Source organism: Arthrobacter sp. PAMC 25486 (assembly GCF_000785535.1).
Lineage (GTDB): Bacteria > Actinomycetota > Actinomycetes > Actinomycetales > Micrococcaceae > Specibacter.
Window position 1 is genome coordinate 41849 of record NZ_CP007595.1, and the last position, 14400, is coordinate 56248.

The 14400-nt window shown below is 63.1% G+C and carries 16 protein-coding genes; 8 read left to right on the forward strand and 8 right to left on the reverse strand.

Annotated features, from left to right (window positions below):
• Window positions 1–173 precede the first annotated feature (173 nt).
• The 7 genes from art_RS21390 (at window position 174) to art_RS21955 (ending at window position 4712) form a co-directional block, all read left to right on the forward strand.
• Complete coding sequence (locus tag art_RS21390; protein WP_157875062.1) at window positions 174–1010, forward strand: phosphotransferase; 837 nt, start codon at window positions 174–176, stop codon at window positions 1008–1010.
• Window positions 1011–1050: 40 nt separating this feature from the next.
• Complete coding sequence (locus art_RS00190) at window positions 1051–1287, forward strand: hypothetical protein (RefSeq protein ID WP_038461684.1); 237 nt, start codon at window positions 1051–1053, stop codon at window positions 1285–1287.
• A 329-nt stretch (window positions 1288–1616) separates the two neighbouring features.
• The gene (locus art_RS00195) at window positions 1617–2645 is read left to right on the forward strand and encodes a S66 peptidase family protein (RefSeq protein ID WP_038468011.1); all 1029 of its coding nucleotides are present in this window, start codon (window positions 1617–1619) and stop codon (window positions 2643–2645) included.
• A gap of 205 nt (window positions 2646–2850) precedes the next feature.
• Window positions 2851–3480 carry a TetR/AcrR family transcriptional regulator gene (locus art_RS20640; RefSeq protein ID WP_052135830.1) on the forward strand — a complete coding sequence of 210 codons (630 nt, stop codon included), beginning with the start codon at window positions 2851–2853 and terminating at the stop codon, window positions 3478–3480.
• The gene (locus tag art_RS00205; RefSeq protein ID WP_052135831.1) at window positions 3480–3821 is read left to right on the forward strand and encodes a DUF6204 family protein; all 342 of its coding nucleotides are present in this window, start codon (window positions 3480–3482) and stop codon (window positions 3819–3821) included. Before art_RS20640 ends, art_RS00205 begins: the two co-directional genes overlap by 1 nt.
• Window positions 3818–4267, forward strand: a complete 450-nt coding sequence (locus tag art_RS00210; protein WP_038461686.1) for a MarR family winged helix-turn-helix transcriptional regulator — start codon at window positions 3818–3820, stop codon at window positions 4265–4267. The genes art_RS00205 and art_RS00210 overlap by 4 nt, the downstream gene beginning before the upstream one ends.
• 268 nt (window positions 4268–4535) lie before the next feature.
• Complete coding sequence (locus art_RS21955; RefSeq protein ID WP_157875064.1) at window positions 4536–4712, forward strand: hypothetical protein; 177 nt, start codon at window positions 4536–4538, stop codon at window positions 4710–4712.
• Window positions 4713–4774: 62 nt separating this feature from the next.
• Here art_RS21955 and art_RS00215 read toward each other — a convergent pair whose 3' ends face one another.
• Genes art_RS00215 through art_RS00225 form a run of 3 tightly spaced genes read right to left on the reverse strand, consistent with a single transcriptional unit; the run spans window position 4775 to window position 7815 of the window.
• Complete coding sequence (locus art_RS00215) at window positions 4775–5482, reverse strand: response regulator (RefSeq protein WP_038461688.1); 708 nt, start codon at window positions 5480–5482, stop codon at window positions 4775–4777.
• Window positions 5479–6471, reverse strand: coding sequence for a sensor histidine kinase (locus tag art_RS00220; RefSeq protein WP_052135832.1), 993 nt, complete (start codon window positions 6469–6471; stop codon window positions 5479–5481). The genes art_RS00215 and art_RS00220 overlap by 4 nt, the downstream gene beginning before the upstream one ends.
• Before the next feature lie 60 nt (window positions 6472–6531).
• The gene (locus art_RS00225) at window positions 6532–7815 is read right to left on the reverse strand and encodes a dicarboxylate/amino acid:cation symporter (RefSeq protein WP_038461691.1); all 1284 of its coding nucleotides are present in this window, start codon (window positions 7813–7815) and stop codon (window positions 6532–6534) included.
• A gap of 238 nt (window positions 7816–8053) precedes the next feature.
• Here art_RS00225 and art_RS00230 point away from each other — a divergent pair, with 238 nt between their 5' ends.
• On the forward strand, window positions 8054–9340 hold the full coding sequence (locus tag art_RS00230) for a D-arabinono-1,4-lactone oxidase (RefSeq protein ID WP_038461693.1): 1287 nt from the start codon (window positions 8054–8056) through the stop codon (window positions 9338–9340).
• A 195-nt stretch (window positions 9341–9535) separates the two neighbouring features.
• Here the strand turns inward: art_RS00230 and art_RS00235 are convergent, their stop codons facing one another.
• The 5 genes from art_RS00235 to art_RS00255 are packed head-to-tail and all read right to left on the reverse strand — an operon-like array spanning window position 9536 to window position 14395.
• Complete coding sequence (locus tag art_RS00235) at window positions 9536–10624, reverse strand: Gfo/Idh/MocA family protein (protein ID WP_173425212.1); 1089 nt, start codon at window positions 10622–10624, stop codon at window positions 9536–9538.
• Window positions 10625–10641: 17 nt separating this feature from the next.
• Window positions 10642–11340, reverse strand: a complete 699-nt coding sequence (locus art_RS00240) for a ThuA domain-containing protein (protein WP_038461698.1) — start codon at window positions 11338–11340, stop codon at window positions 10642–10644.
• Complete coding sequence (locus art_RS00245; RefSeq protein WP_038461700.1) at window positions 11337–12539, reverse strand: Gfo/Idh/MocA family protein; 1203 nt, start codon at window positions 12537–12539, stop codon at window positions 11337–11339. Before art_RS00245 ends, art_RS00240 begins: the two co-directional genes overlap by 4 nt.
• A 34-nt stretch (window positions 12540–12573) precedes the next feature.
• Window positions 12574–13467: a carbohydrate ABC transporter permease gene (locus tag art_RS00250; RefSeq protein ID WP_038461702.1), complete on the reverse strand. Its 894-nt coding sequence runs from the start codon at window positions 13465–13467 to the stop codon at window positions 12574–12576.
• A gap of 1 nt (window position 13468) precedes the next feature.
• The gene (locus tag art_RS00255; protein ID WP_052136849.1) at window positions 13469–14395 is read right to left on the reverse strand and encodes a carbohydrate ABC transporter permease; all 927 of its coding nucleotides are present in this window, start codon (window positions 14393–14395) and stop codon (window positions 13469–13471) included.
• Between the last annotated feature and the right edge of the window lie 5 nt (window positions 14396–14400).

Sequence of the window (14400 nt, forward strand, 5' to 3'; positions counted from 1 at the left end):
GTAGTAGGCGCCACACCTGAGAACAATGGCCAACGGTGGAACGTGCTGCGGGGCCCTGTTTATAGAATCGGACAATGGCGATAAGAGCAATATCCATTCAAGTTGAGGCGTGGTGTGTTCGCGTGTTCGGCCATGGTGCCCTCACGTCGTTGCGTGCAGAAGCTGGCGGTCAAATGTCTCATCAGTTCCAATACGACTCCGACGAGCACTGCATTGTTGCCGTCAAAGTCCGGCCTGATTCCGCCGAAAAAATCAATCGATGCCTTCAACTTCAGCGCGTTGCAGCGGATGCTGAATTCCCCTGTGCCCGGCCGCTGACCAGGGCTGACCTACTCGAACCGGGTTTGGTTGTCAGTGCTGAGACGTGGCTTCCCGGCGGTGAAATGTACCCCGGTGGAGACCTTTGCTTTGCCGACCGGTCCGCCAAACTCTTGGCGGACCTGATGGAGATTCTTCAAACACAGTCTCCAACCGGGCTTGGCACACCACCTCCGTGGATGCATTGGAATCCCCCAACGGGCGGCTTATGGCCAACAAATCCTGTGGTTGACGCCATGGACCAAGACCTCGTACCAGGGCACGTTCACGCTATTGCCCGCGCCGTTTCGGAACGGCTGGCACAAGGCGTTTTGCCCCTGGTTGTTGGGCACGGTGACTGGGAGAGCCAAAATCTTCGCTGGCAGGGGGACCGCCCCTGGGCGGTCCACGACTGGGACAGCCTCGTTGCCCTCCCGGAAGCAGCCATCGTCGGCGCAGCATCAGGCGCCTTTGCCAGCACCGCCGTCCCAACGCTGGCAACCATCGAAAGCTCGGAAAAATTCATCGACACCTACCAGCAATCACGGGGTAGATCGTTTACCGAGGAAGAGCGAGAGGTTGCCTGGGCCGCAAGCCTGTGGCCTGCGCTGCATAACGCCCGCGGCGAAAGTCTCTTCCAGTCCCCGCCGGTCGCACTGGACGCGCTCACCTGGCAGGCACCAGAACGACTACAAAGAGCCGGCGTCCCGTAGAGCATCCCAGTTACGGGCGGTTCGGTGTCAGAATGAAGCCATGAACATTCAGGACTGGTGGCCACTACTTGACTCTTCAACCCAGCAATGGTTGATCAACAACAATGGTGACATCGTGCCACCAAGCATCTTGGATCAGATCATGGCTGTGGCAGGACAACCCACGGCAGACGCTTCTTGGGTTGGCGACGACGGGCGCGAAGGACTTACCCTCTCGGATGAGGCAACCGACTGGATAGAGCAAACAGCGAACGGTGAGGATGCTGAGAGCGAGTAGCCAATCCGCTTCGGAATCAACAATTCCTGACTACAAACGGGCATATGGTCCCGTTTCAGGTTCCCATGCGGACAGTGCCATTGATGTTGACACCGCTGTAACTTCGGGCTGCAACCTGACCGGTCCCGGGCCGGCTTACGGCACGCCGCACCCGCGTCACAATGGGACGCCCCTTTCGGCAACGTGACGGCATCTATCCGCTATGAAGTCGACCCCAGATATGACGATGGGTAGTCATAGTTTGGGTGTTGCTGATGCCGGGTGGCTCTAGCACCACGACGCTCGCGAAGACTTTTCCGCTAGTCACTTTTGCATGCAAGTATGAGTTCATGGAGATTCGATACCCTCAGCCGCTAGCATCAGGCGACCTCATTGGCGTTACATCCCCGTCGAGCGGAGTACCCGAATCGCTTGTGGGACGTATGGACTTTGCCGTACAGCAATTGCGAGACCGAGGTTTCGCGGTGGATATGGGCGACTGCATGGACGGTTCCACGCACGTCAGCGCATCTGTTGAACAGCGCGCCCGGGAACTAATGAGGATGCTCTTGGATCCCACGATCAAGGCCATTGTTCCTCCGTGGGGAGGAGCAACCGCCATTGACCTTATTCCTTATCTTGATTTTGATGCACTCGCTTCCGCGGAACCGACTTGGTTCGTGGGATATTCCGATATTTCAACGTTGCTCACCCCGATCACGCTTCGGACGGGAATGGCAACGCTCCACGGGAGCAACCTCATGGACACTCCATATCGTGTCCCGGAATTGTTGATGTCCTGGATCGATATCGCTTCACTCCCCGCAGGAGCAAGTTTCAAACAAGCATCGCCGGGCATTTATCGTGTCAACGACTGGGACGATTGGGAAAACAAGCCCGAAGTAACTGACCAAGCATGGAACGGCAGCGGGGCCTGGGAAAGACTCGACAAGGGCCAGGGCGAGGTGAGCGTTACAGGCCGTCTGATCGGCGGCTGCATTGAGACCATGGTCAACCTTGCCGGTACCCCGTATCTCAGCACCGAGGTGTTGCGGACTGGTCGAAGCGGTTCCTTGATCGTCTATGTAGAAGCGTCCAGCGTTGATGCCACGACGATTTGCCGACATCTCCACGGCATGCGCTTGGCCGGATTCTTCGACGGCGCCAAAGCCATTCTCGTCGGACGCACCGGAGCCCCCGACTCTGCGACCCTCTCCCAGGCCGAGGCAGTCCTCGATGCCCTGGGAGTGCTCGGCATACCCATCATCGGCAATGTGGAATGCGGCCACGTTCCGCCGCAACTCCCAATCGTCAACGGAGCCCAAGGCCACCTGGTGTTTAACGAAAAAGACCAATACCTAGAACAGACACTGGCGTAGTCAAAGCAATCGGCTTCGAGCTCCCACTCGTGGAACCAAAATTAGGCAGCTGGCGCTTGATCTCGTCCCGTGGAGCGTTCCGCCCGCGAACAGATCTAGGCGGTGCAGATGACTTCTCACATTCAGAGCAGTCGCCTTCGGGCGGTGACAAGCACCATGCGTGATACCGAGGAACATCGAAATACCACGTGGTATCCTTGTGGTCATGATGATTCAAATCCCGGACGGTCGAGCCCGATTATCGCGCGATGAGAGTCGCGAGCAGACTCGACGCAGGCTAGTTGATGCCGCAACAGAGCTCTTCACCCAGTTCGGCGTCTCCGATACCTCACTTAACACGGTGGCCGAGCATGCCGGGTATAGCAGGGGCGCATTCCACAGCAACTTCGGCGACAAAGCGGAACTGGCAGAAGCCGTGGCGCTCAGCGCGACCTCAATGATCGGTCCGACGATCGACGCACTACTGGTCAGCCCAATTGCAAGTGGCGCGCGACTCGAGGATTACATTCGCAGCTACCTGCGCTTCTGCGCGGACGAGCCACTCAAGACGAGCGCGTTGATCGCCGTGGTCGGCTTCCAGAGTCGCTTCGATACGGTGCGGTTCGAATCCCGGATGAAAGAGTCGCTCCGCGGCATCATCGGGCTCTTCAAAGACGGCCAACAGCGCGACGAAATGCGGCCCTTCGACCCTTGGCTCATGGCGTACATGCTCCGCACAACGCTGGATGCTGCTGCGGCCCGTCTCGCGGCGAGGGCGCTGCCGACTTCGGTGGACGAGACGATCGGTGAGATCGTCACCATATTTGAACTGGCAACACGGAAAGAGACTCGCTAATGGAGCACACCTATCGGATGACCGTTCGGGGCCGATTCACCAACCTGAGATCGGATCAGCGTGCTCAGTTGCTGGCTGAGCAGAATGACCACGGAATGTTCAGTGCCCGCTTCAGCCCCGAGGGAACGTTCCTGTACGGCCCGGAACTTGTCGGCTATCAGTTCCGATACGAAGTCCTGGTCGAGGAGCCGAGCCCCGATGGCGCAGAGCTGCTCGCCCGGATGCAGGCGCAGGAAAGCGCGACCACCGACTTGGAGAACCTTGGTTACCAAGGACGGATCGTCGAGATATCGGCCGAATGCGTCAATGACATGCGTTTCAGAAAAGGAGCATCGCAGTGACGATGACACCACCAGAGTCCTACGGCAAGAGCTACTCGGGTACAAGCGCCACGGTTGGCCTCGAGTTAGTGATGCTGCTCACCGCGGCACAGTCAGCGGCTGCCGCGGCAGCTAATAATAGACTCGCCCAGATCGGAATCAGCGTTGACGATCTCCAACTTCTTACAGCCGCCGGCATCACCGGCGTTGATCGTGTCACACTAGCGAAACGAATGCACGCAACCCAATCGCAGACCATTCGTTTGGTGCGCCCGCTGGAGAAGCTCGGTTGGCTTCAACGTACGGATGACGGTCTATTCCAGCTGACCTCCAGCGGCACATTACTCGTGGATGAAGCAGCCCGCCTCGCTGACGACTCCGTTGAGAACTGGCTACTCGATCGCCTTCCGCGTGAGCAGGTCGAACAGCTGCGTACTCTCCTCAGCCCTGTAGCCGAGCTCTCGTAGCCAGCGGTGGCCTCAGTGTCCTACAAGGTCCCGTATCACGGCGTTTCTCCATAAGCTCCCGGTGGCTGTCTCGAACATCGAGAGAGTCGAGGGTAATTGAGGGCTCAAAGGTCGGCACGCACTGACCTCGCCGGAGCAGCAGTACCGCCATGCCTGGTAGCCGCTCGGCTTGTGGGCATCCCAGGTCAGGCTGTGACGCGGTTGATTTCACGCCGCTCCCGTGCCTATTGACCGTCCAGGTTACGGCTATTTATGGTGAGTGGGAGAGGTGGTACTTAGGGTCGTTGAAGATGTTGAACTCGATCAAATTGTCGGTTGGGAAGAGGACCGTGCCGCAGTTGAGATGGCGGCGTTCACCCGTGCAGATCCCTCGGACCGGAACGCAGTCACGAACGCGTTCGGCTTTGGCGGGCAAAACTGCGTGGTGGCTTTCTCCGCCGTCTGACCCTGGCGTGTGCCGCGCAGTTGGTACCGGGGCCTCGGTGCGGCGCCGTTACTGCCGGGCCCTCACGCTTGCCGGGGACCGGACCAGCTGTACTCCAGTTCGGGGCGTCCGGGCGAGCCGTGGCGCGGCGCCTTCACAGCCGAGTTGGTTTCGACCAGATGCTCCAGGTGGCGCCGTGCGGTGACCCGGGACATGGGCAGACCCGCAGCAGTCTCCGTGGCAGATGCTGCACCGGACTGCGCCCGCAGCCAATCGGACACGCCACGCAGTGTTTCTTGCAGCATGCCCTTCGGCAAGGTCACTTTCCCCGAGGGTCGCAGTGCTGACAACGCCCGGTCAATCGCATCCTGCGAGGTGTGGGCCGTGTCCGCCAGCGCCGTATGGTAATTTTGGTAGCTTTCCAGCTTTTCCCGGAACGCGGCGAATGTGAAGGGTTTGATCAGGTAAGCCGTGAGGCCCAACGCAATGGCCGAGCGCACCACATGGATGTCGCGCACGGCCGTGATCGCCACGACGTCTGGCATCAGGCCGAGTCCGTGGATGCGCCGCAGCAGGTCCAAGCCGTGACCGTCGGTCAGGTTCATGTCCAGCAGGATCAGCGGCACCGGCGGCACGGCGGGATCGTTCAGGGCCGCCAGCGCCGCACCCGTGCCGTGGGCCTGCGCCGCCACCTCAAAACCGCCCAGCCGGCGCACATAGTCGACATGCGCCGCAAGTGCGATGGGTTCGTCGTCCACCACCAGCACCCGGATGGGTTCCGTTGCGTTCATGCTTCATCCTGCCGTTGGGGTTGGGGTCCGTGGTGGAGGGGCACGATGGCGGTCATGAGGGCGCCGCCGTCATTCTCACCGGTGACGGTGCCTCCCAGGGCGGCGGTGGCACGGCGGATCAGCGCGATCCCGTAGCCGCGCCCGCCCGGGGCCACGGACTCCTTGCCGGTTGTGCCGATGCGGTCCAGTACGTCCAGGTCCGTGGTGGGCAGTCCCGGGCCGTTGTCCGCCACGGTGATGGTGAGGGCGCCGTCGGCCACGAGCAGGTCAACCCACACGGTGGGGGAGGAGGTGTGGCTGGCCGCAGCCTCCAATGCGTTGTCGACCAGGTTGCCCAGCAGGGTGACGAGCTCGCGGGCATCCAGGGTGTCCGGCGGCAGCATGCCGGCGCCGCTGATCTCCAGCTTCACGCCCCGCTCATCCGCCTGTGCCGCCTTGCCCAGCAACAGGGCGGCCAGGTAGGGCTCGTTCAGGGTGCTGACATATTCGGCGCCCAGCGCCACGGTGGCGGCGTGGTCCGCGGCAGCAAACTCCAGGGCCTCCCCGGGGCGGCCCAGTTCAATGAGGGAAATGATGGCGTGCAGCCTGTTGGCGTGTTCATGGGTCTGGGAGCGCAGTGCCTCTACCAGCGTCTCGGTGCTGCTGAGGCTCCCCGCCAGGCGGGTCAGCTCCGTCTGGTCGCGCAGCGTGACCACTGTTCCCGCAGCCGTGCTGCTGCCCCGGGCCCGGGCGGGGCGCTGGCTGACCACCAGCAGCCGGTCGCCGGCGAGGTGGACCTCGTCCGTGGCGGTGCGGCCGCTGCGCAGCAGTTCCCGCAGTGAATCAGGCAGCGCCAGGGATTCCAGGGTTTTGCTGGCGGGCGGAGCGGAACGGCCACCCGCGCGCCTGGGGCGGGTGGCCGGCGTCGAACTTTTCCTTCCGGGAACCGCGCAACCGGGGCGCCCGGCGGGAGGGGACTCGATGCCCAGCAGCAGGGCAGCGGAAGGCACCTCACGCCGTCGTACTTGGGGCTGGTGGTGATGCAGATGGGGCCGTAAGCGGAGTGTTGCCTACTGGGCCAGGGCGTGCAATTCTGTCTCGCTGCCCACTCCCGCATCCACCTTCTCGTCCGCCGGATCTTGCGCCTGCGTGCCGAGGTGGCCGCGCGTGAGCTTGTTCATGATCAGGGCGATCGCACCGTCGCCGGTCACGTTCGTTGCCGTGCCGAAGCTGTCCAAGGCAATGTACGCCGCGAACATGAGGCCCACCTCAACCTCGCCGAAACCGAGCATCTGCGCGAGCAGGCCCGCGGCCGCGGCGATCGCACCGCCTGGAACGCCCGGGGCGGCGATCATCATGACGCCGAGCATCAGGATGAACGGCAGGTAGGCGCCGAAGGAGATGTCACCGCCGGTGAGCAGCAGCACCGCGATGGAGAAGCAAGTGATCTTCACCATCGAACCCGAAAGGTGGATCGTGGCGCACAGGGGGACCACGAAGCCTGCAACCGAGTCGGAGACCCCGTTCTTCTTTGCTGAGGCGAGCGTTACCGGAATCGTTGCGGCCGAGGATGAGGTGCCCAGTGCCGTGAAGTACGCATCGCGCATGTTCCACAGTGCCTTCAACGGGTTGATGCCGGACATGGCCCCTGCCACCGAGTACTGCGCGAGCAGGACGATGAACGTCAGGGCAAAGGAAACGATGGCGACGAGCAGGAACTTCGTGACGACGGTCATGGCGGAGCCGCTGGCTGAAAGATCCATGAAGATGCCGAAGATGAATAGTGGCAGTGCAGGCACGATGATGCGCCGAATCACGGACTCGATGATGGTGCGGAACTCGACGGCTCCGCGAAAGAGCACCTTGCTGTGGAAAGCGGTGAGGCCGATGCCGAGCACGAATGCGAGCACGAGTGCGCTCATGACGCCGATCACCGGCGGGAGCACGATCTCGGTCGCCGAGTCGCCGGCGCTGGCCACCACCGTGAGGTAGGGGGTGAAGCCCGATCCGGAATCTTCGCCGAACGCGTCCAGGCCGCCACCGGCCAGCGTCGAGGTGAACAGCCACCGGCTCACGAAGTAAGCGAGCAACCCCGCGAGGATTGTGGAGCCGTACGCGATCACGGCGGTGATCCCCAGCCACTTCCCGGCGCCCTTGCCGAGCTCGGCGATGGCGGGCATGACAAGCCCTAGGATGATCAGCGGCACAATGAAGCCCAAGAATCCGGAGAAGATCGAGTTGTAGGTCAGAAACACACCGCCGAGCCACACGGGCATGACCGGGCCGGTCAGAATGCCCAAAACGATGGCTATGATGATCCAGCCGAGCAGGGGGATTGATTTCAGCAACTTCATTGTCGTCCTCAGGGTGATGGGATCGGGGTGCGCGGGTATGCGCAGCTTAGGTGTGGCGCAGGACACGCCTCAGCAATCGTAGGCTGTGCGGGCCGTTCCTCGAAATCCGGCGGGTGCCCCGGTTCGCGGCCACGGTGAACCAACCCGTGCGCAGGCAGCGGAAACGCCTTCGGTGGCAGGCCGCATTTGATATGTTGTTAGTCACATCAAAATCGTTGGGCGCTATGGGAGGCCAGGCATGACACAGCAGCAGGCGGAACGCCGGAGCCGGGAAAATAATTGGGCCGGCAATTACCGCTATCGGGCCTCAGCGGTCCATTTCCCGGAGAGCGTGCAGGAACTTCAGGAGCTGGTGCGTGGCTCGTTGTCGGTTCAGGCCTTGGGGTCCGGCCACTCGTTCAACGCCATCGCCGACTGCGACGGCGTGCAGATCTGCCTGGACAGGATGCCTCCGGTCCTGACCATCGATGCACAAGCCCTGACGGTGACGGTGGACGGCGGCAGCAGCTACGGGGCACTGGCCGTGGCACTGGCGGCCAGCGGTTTTGCCCTGGGAAACCTCGCCTCGTTGCCGCACATCTCGGTGGCGGGTGCCATCGCGACGGCGACCCACGGCTCCGGCGACGGGAATATGAACCTGGCGGCCGCCGTCGTTGGCCTGAAATTGGTGGACGGTACGGGAACACTGCATGAGGTGACACGGGCCGACACCCCCGACTTTGCCGGCTGGGTTGTGGGTCTCGGTGCTTTGGGAATCGTCACGGAGGCCATCCTGGCCATTGAGCCGGCATTTGCCGTGGCCCAGCATGTCTATCGCGGCATCGAGTGGGAGCAGGTGCTGGCCGATTACGACGCCGTGACCGGCCGGGCCTATTCGGTCAGCCTGTTCACCGACTGGAGCGGGGACACCGTGGGCCAGGCCTGGTTCAAGCAGCGGATCGGTGACGGGCGTGGCGGCGACTTCCCGGCGGAACTGCTCGGCGGCCGGGCGGCGACTGCAGCCGAGCACCCGCTTCCGGGCGTCGAGGCACTGAACTGCACGGCGCAACTCGGTGTGCCCGGTCCGTGGCAGGACCGGCTGTCCCACTTTCGCATGGAGTTCATGCCCAGCGCGGGGGAGGAAATCCAGTCCGAATACCTAGTGGACCGGGTGCACGCCGTCCCGGCCATCAACGTACTGCGCGCCCTGACGGATGTCATTACGCCATTGCTGCAGGTGGCAGAGGTCCGTTCCGTGGCCGCCGACGACCTCTGGCTCAGCACGGCCCAAGGGCGCGACAGCGTTGCCTTCCACTTCACCTGGTTCCGCGACCAGGCAGCGGTGGAGGATGTGGTGAAAGTTGTTGAGGCGGCACTGGCACCCTTTGGCGCCCGCCCGCACTGGGGCAAGGTGTTTGACGCCGATGCCGCCACCCTGGCTCCGCTGTACCCTCGATTCGAGGACTTCAAAGCGCTGGCCGGCCGGCTGGATCCGCAGGGCAGGCTCCGCAACGGCTTCCTGAAGCGCACGGTGTTCGGCGACTGACCGCCAGCGGTGGTGGCGGTTACTGCTCGCCACCGCCGCCTCCTTCCGGTCGTCTTACCTTCGCCGAGGTGTGAGATGACGCCCGGTGCGCAATGTCCAGGCATTGATCGACAGGGCGTCATCTCACACCTCGACAGGGGTGGGGCGCCCCGGAGTGCTAATCGGGGGTGCCCGTCCCTGGTCCTTGGCGACTGGCTAGTGCGCCACCACTGCCGGCTGTGTGAGTGGCACGGCGGCGGGCCTTTCGCAGGTGCTGGTGATGGCAACGGCCTGCCCGGTATGGGCGGACTGTAGCACAGACTCCATGATTTCCAAGGCGTGGAACGCCAACTTTCCCCCGGCACGCGGCTCCTGCCCGGGCTCTGTGAGCGCCAGGTCCTGCACGCCGAAGCCACGGCCGGAATCCACGTAGCCGCCGGAAACGGGCAGCACCTCCCATGCTGGGCCGCCGAGCTGGCGAAGCAACACATCCCCGTCAAAGTGGTTCGGATCCGGCACGATCAATGAACCTGTTTCGCCGTGAACCTCAATGTTGGCCGACTGCGTTGCCACAGCGTCAAAGCTCATCACCAGGGTTGAGAGCGCCCCGGACTCATGGATCAGTACGCCCGTGACGTGGGTGTCGGTGCTCACCGGGATGTTTTCCCCGGCGCGTGGGCCAGTGCCGATGGTGCGTTCGGTACGCGTGTGGCTGGCAGCCCCAATGACCGAGGCCACCGGACCCAACAATGTCACCAGGGCCGAAACGTAATAGGGTCCCATATCCAGCAAGGGGCCGCCACCAGGAACGTAGTAGAAGTCCGGGTTCGGGTGCCAGCGCTCGTGCCCGGGGCACACCATGGTGGCGGTGGCCGAGATGGGCCGCCCAATTAATCCATCATCGATGGCCCGCCGCGCGGTTTGCGTTCCCGTGCCTAGGACCGTGTCGGGGGCAGAACCGACCATGACGCCGGCTGCGGCGGCCGCCGCCAGCACCTCACCGCCCTCGGCCGTCGTGGCGGCCAGGGGTTTCTCGCCGTACACGTGCTTGCCTGCCGCGATGGCGGCCAGCGCAACCTGCGCATGCGCGGCAGGGATGGTGAGGTTCAAGACCAAGTCCACCTCGGCGTCGTCCATCAACTCCGGAACTGACAGGGCACGCACACCCGGCAGCCCGGCGGCCACGGCCTCGGCGCGGTCCAGGTCCAGGTCGGCCACGGCCACCAGCCGGAGGGCGTCGAGGGCGGGGAGGGTGGCAACGTACTGGGCAATGATGTTGCCGCAGCCCACAATGCCAATGTTCATGGGGATGGAATTGGTGCTTAGCGGCTGGCCCAAAGCATGCCTCTTTCGATGATGGTTTTGACGTTGGAATCCTGCAGGACGTCAACATTGTGGCCCGGGGTGGCGACGAAGATCCGGCCCTTGCCCCACTGGCGCGTCCAAATGGCGGGGGAGGTGACCTCGCGGTGCCATGGGTCCCACTCGCGCACTTTTTGGGTGGTGGTGGCGAGGACGTCGATGTAGCTGTCGGCCAGCACCCAGTACTGTTCGGTGACCAGTTCGAAGTCGCCGATGCCCGCCGTGATGGGATGCGCCGCGGCAGCGGGCGCCATATTTACGGTGTAGGGGACATAGTTGTCGGGCTGCCCGCCCGTGCGCTCGTCGGGGTGTTTGCCGGGATGGCAGGCGAATTGGCCGCCGATCAGGTGAAGGTAGTCGGAGTTGTTGCGGTAGGAATCGGCGATGCCGCCGTGCCAGCCCGCCATGCCGGTGCCGGCCTCGATCGCGGCCCGCAGGCCCTCAAACTCCTCCTTCTCGATGGTGTTCATGGTGTTGCACTGGACAATCAGGTCCACGCCGGCCAGGTAGGCAGCATCGGCGTAGACGGCTGGGCCCTCCTCGACGCGGATGGTGAAGCCGTTGGCCTCCAGGTGGGGGATGAAGAGCTCGGTGGCCTCGACAGGCTGGTGTCCGTCCCAGCCGCCGCGGACGACGAGCGCATTTTTGCTGTTGCTCATGGGTTGTTTCCTTTGATGGTGGTCCATTGGCTGTTGTTGGTGGCACTGTCTTCCACGGCGGCGAGCACCTTCTGGACGCCGAGGGCTTCCCTGAACGACGGCGTGGGCTGGGTTTTGTTGCCCAGCGCGGTCACGAGGTCCACGACCTGGTGGGTGAAGCCGTGTTCATAGCCGAGCCCGTGCCCCGTGGGCCACCAATTGCCCACGTACGGGTGAACGGGTTCGGTGACCATGATGCGGTGGAAGCCGCGGGCATCTTCGGCGTCCGTGCCGTCGTAGAACTGCAGGAAGTTCATGTCCTCAAAGTCGAATGCCACGGAGCCGAGGGTGCCGTTGACCTCTAGGCGGTTCGCGTTCTTCCGCCCCAGTGCGGTGCGGGTGGCTTCAAACATGCCGATGGCGCCGCCGTCGAACCTGGCCGTGAAAAGGGCGGCATCGTCCACCGTCACCGGGCCGCGGGGCGTGTCCGCGGTGACGTCGCCGTGCCCGCCGAGCCCCACCAATTCACCGTCCACGGGGCGCTCCTTCGTGAAGGTTTCCAGCAGGGCGGAGACACCAGTGATGTTCAGCCCGGTGACATACTGGGCGGCGTCGATGATGTGGGCGCCTATGTCGCCCAACGCCCCGGAACCCGACGTGGACTTGTCCAGGCGCCAGGTCAACGGTGCATTGTCATCGGTCAGCCAGTCCTGCAGGTACTGGGCGCGAACGTGGCGGATGGTGCCAAGCCGGCCGTCGTCGACCATGCGTTTCATCAGGGCGAGGGCCGGGGTGCGCCGGTAGGAGTAGCCGCACATGGCGAACACACCCTTTTTGGCGGCCTCTTCGGCGACGGCTGTCATCGCTTCGGCCTCTGCCACGCTGTTGGCGAGGGGCTTCTCACACAGGACATGCTTGCCGGCCTCCAGGGCGGCTATGGCGATTTCAGCGTGAGTGTTGCCGGGGGTGCAAATGTCGATGAGGTCGATATCGTCGCGTTCGATCAGGGCGCGCCAGTCCGTTTCCACTGAACCCCATCCCATGCGTTGGGCGGCCTGTTCGACGCCGGCCCTGTTGCGTCCGGCGATCGCCGTCAGTTCCGGGGTGAGCGGCAGGTCGAAGAAGCGGTGTGCCGTGCGCCAGGCATGCGAGTGGGCGGCGCCCATAAATGCGTAGCCTGCCATGCCCACCCGCAAGGCGGGGGGAGATTGCTGTGACATTGAGGTTTTCCTTCGGGGTTGGTGCGGGGCGTGATTATTTGCTGAATCCGGCGGTCAGTCCGCTCAGGAGCTGGCGGCGGCCGACGATGTAAAGAACCACAACGGGGAGGGTGCTCAGCACTACTGATGCCAGGACGGCCGGGATGTTGACACTGAATTCGCCCTGGAACGTCCACAGGCCCAGGGGCAGGACACGCAGTTCCGGGCTCTGGGTCAGGATCAGCGGCAGCAGGAAGCCGTTCCACACGCCCAGGCCGTTGTAGATGCCCACCGTGACGATGGCCGGCTTGGTCAGGGGCAGGGCCAGGCGCCACATGGTCTGCCATTCGCTACAACCGTCAAGCCGCATTGACTCAAACAGTTCGTTGGGCACGTCGCGGATGAAGTTGCACATGATCAGCACGCTCAGCGGGATGGCGAAGGCGATGGAGGGCAGGATGATCGCCAGCAGGCTGTCATAGAGGTTCATCTTGATGATCATTAGGTAGATCGGGATGATGGTGGCCTGCAGCGGAATGGCCAGCCCCATCAAGAACAAGGCGTTGACGCCTTTGAGGAATTTTCCGTTGCCGCGGACGATCGCGAAGGAAGCCATGAATGCCACGGCCAGGGTGGGGATCACGGCGCCGACGGTGATGATGACGCTGTTGAAGAAGTAGCGGGTGAAATCCGCCTCGAGCACCATCTTGTAGTTTTCCAGGGTGGGCGAGCTGGGTGGTGCGAGAGGGTTTTGCCCAAAGTAGCCGGCCTGTGTCTTCAGGCTGGTGATGACAATGTAGTAAATCGGGACGATGGTGACGGCCAGCCACAGCCAGCCGGCCGTGCCGCCGGGCAGGTTGAGCCTGCGCAGCTTGCTTCCCAATTTGATGCCCGACGGCGGGAGGGTTTCCTTGCGCTCTGTGGCGGCGGGGGTCAGTGTTGTTGCCATGTCACATGCCTTCCAGTTGGCTGCCGGTGCGGTCCTTGCCGCCCAGGCGCTGCAGGAACAGGGCCAGGAACAAGCCAATGGCTACGAGGATCACGGCGATGACGCTGGCGGGTCCCATCAGGTTTGCCCGGAACCCGGTCAGGTACATGTCCAGCGGCAGGATGCGGGTGGCGTTGCCGGGCCCGCCGGCGGTCAGGACAAAAATCAGGTCAAAGTAGGTCAGCGCACCCACTGTCATCAGGGTTGAGGAGGTGATGATGGTGTACTTCAGCTGCGGGACCGTGATGAAGAAGAACTGCTTGACCCTCCCGGCTCCGTCAATCTCGGCAGCCTCATAAATGGAGCGCGGGATCTGGCGTACGCCGCCTTGATAGATCAATGTGTGGAAGGGGACAAACTGCCAGGCGATGACAAAAATGACCACACCCAGGGCCAGGCTCGGATCTCCCAGCCAGTCCTGCGCCAGGATGGGCATGCTCAGCCCGGCGGCCAGTCCGAAGTTCGGGTCCAACAGTGCCTTGTAGGCGATGGCGATCGCGGCCGAGGACAACAGAAGGGGCAGGAAGTAGAGCACGGCCAGGATCGCCCGGTACTTTTGGCTGCCCGCCGTGAAGACGCCCAGCAGCAGGCTGAGCGGGGTCTGGATCAGCCAGGAAACGATCATCACCACAAACGTCAGCCACAGTGCGTGGTACATGCCGGGGTCAACAAAGACACTGAGCCAATTGGCGATGCCGGCCGGCGTGATGGCGCCGATGCCGTCCCAGTTGGTGAAGCTGAGGACCAGTACGCCGGCCAGGGGGATGATGGCGAATGCGATGAAGAAGACCAGGGCCGGGACGGCCAGCCATCCCAGTGAACCAGTCTTGCCCTTGGAGATCTCTGGAGCACGTTGCCGGCGTTGCGGAGGTGCCACCGTGGCTGCCATCTGTC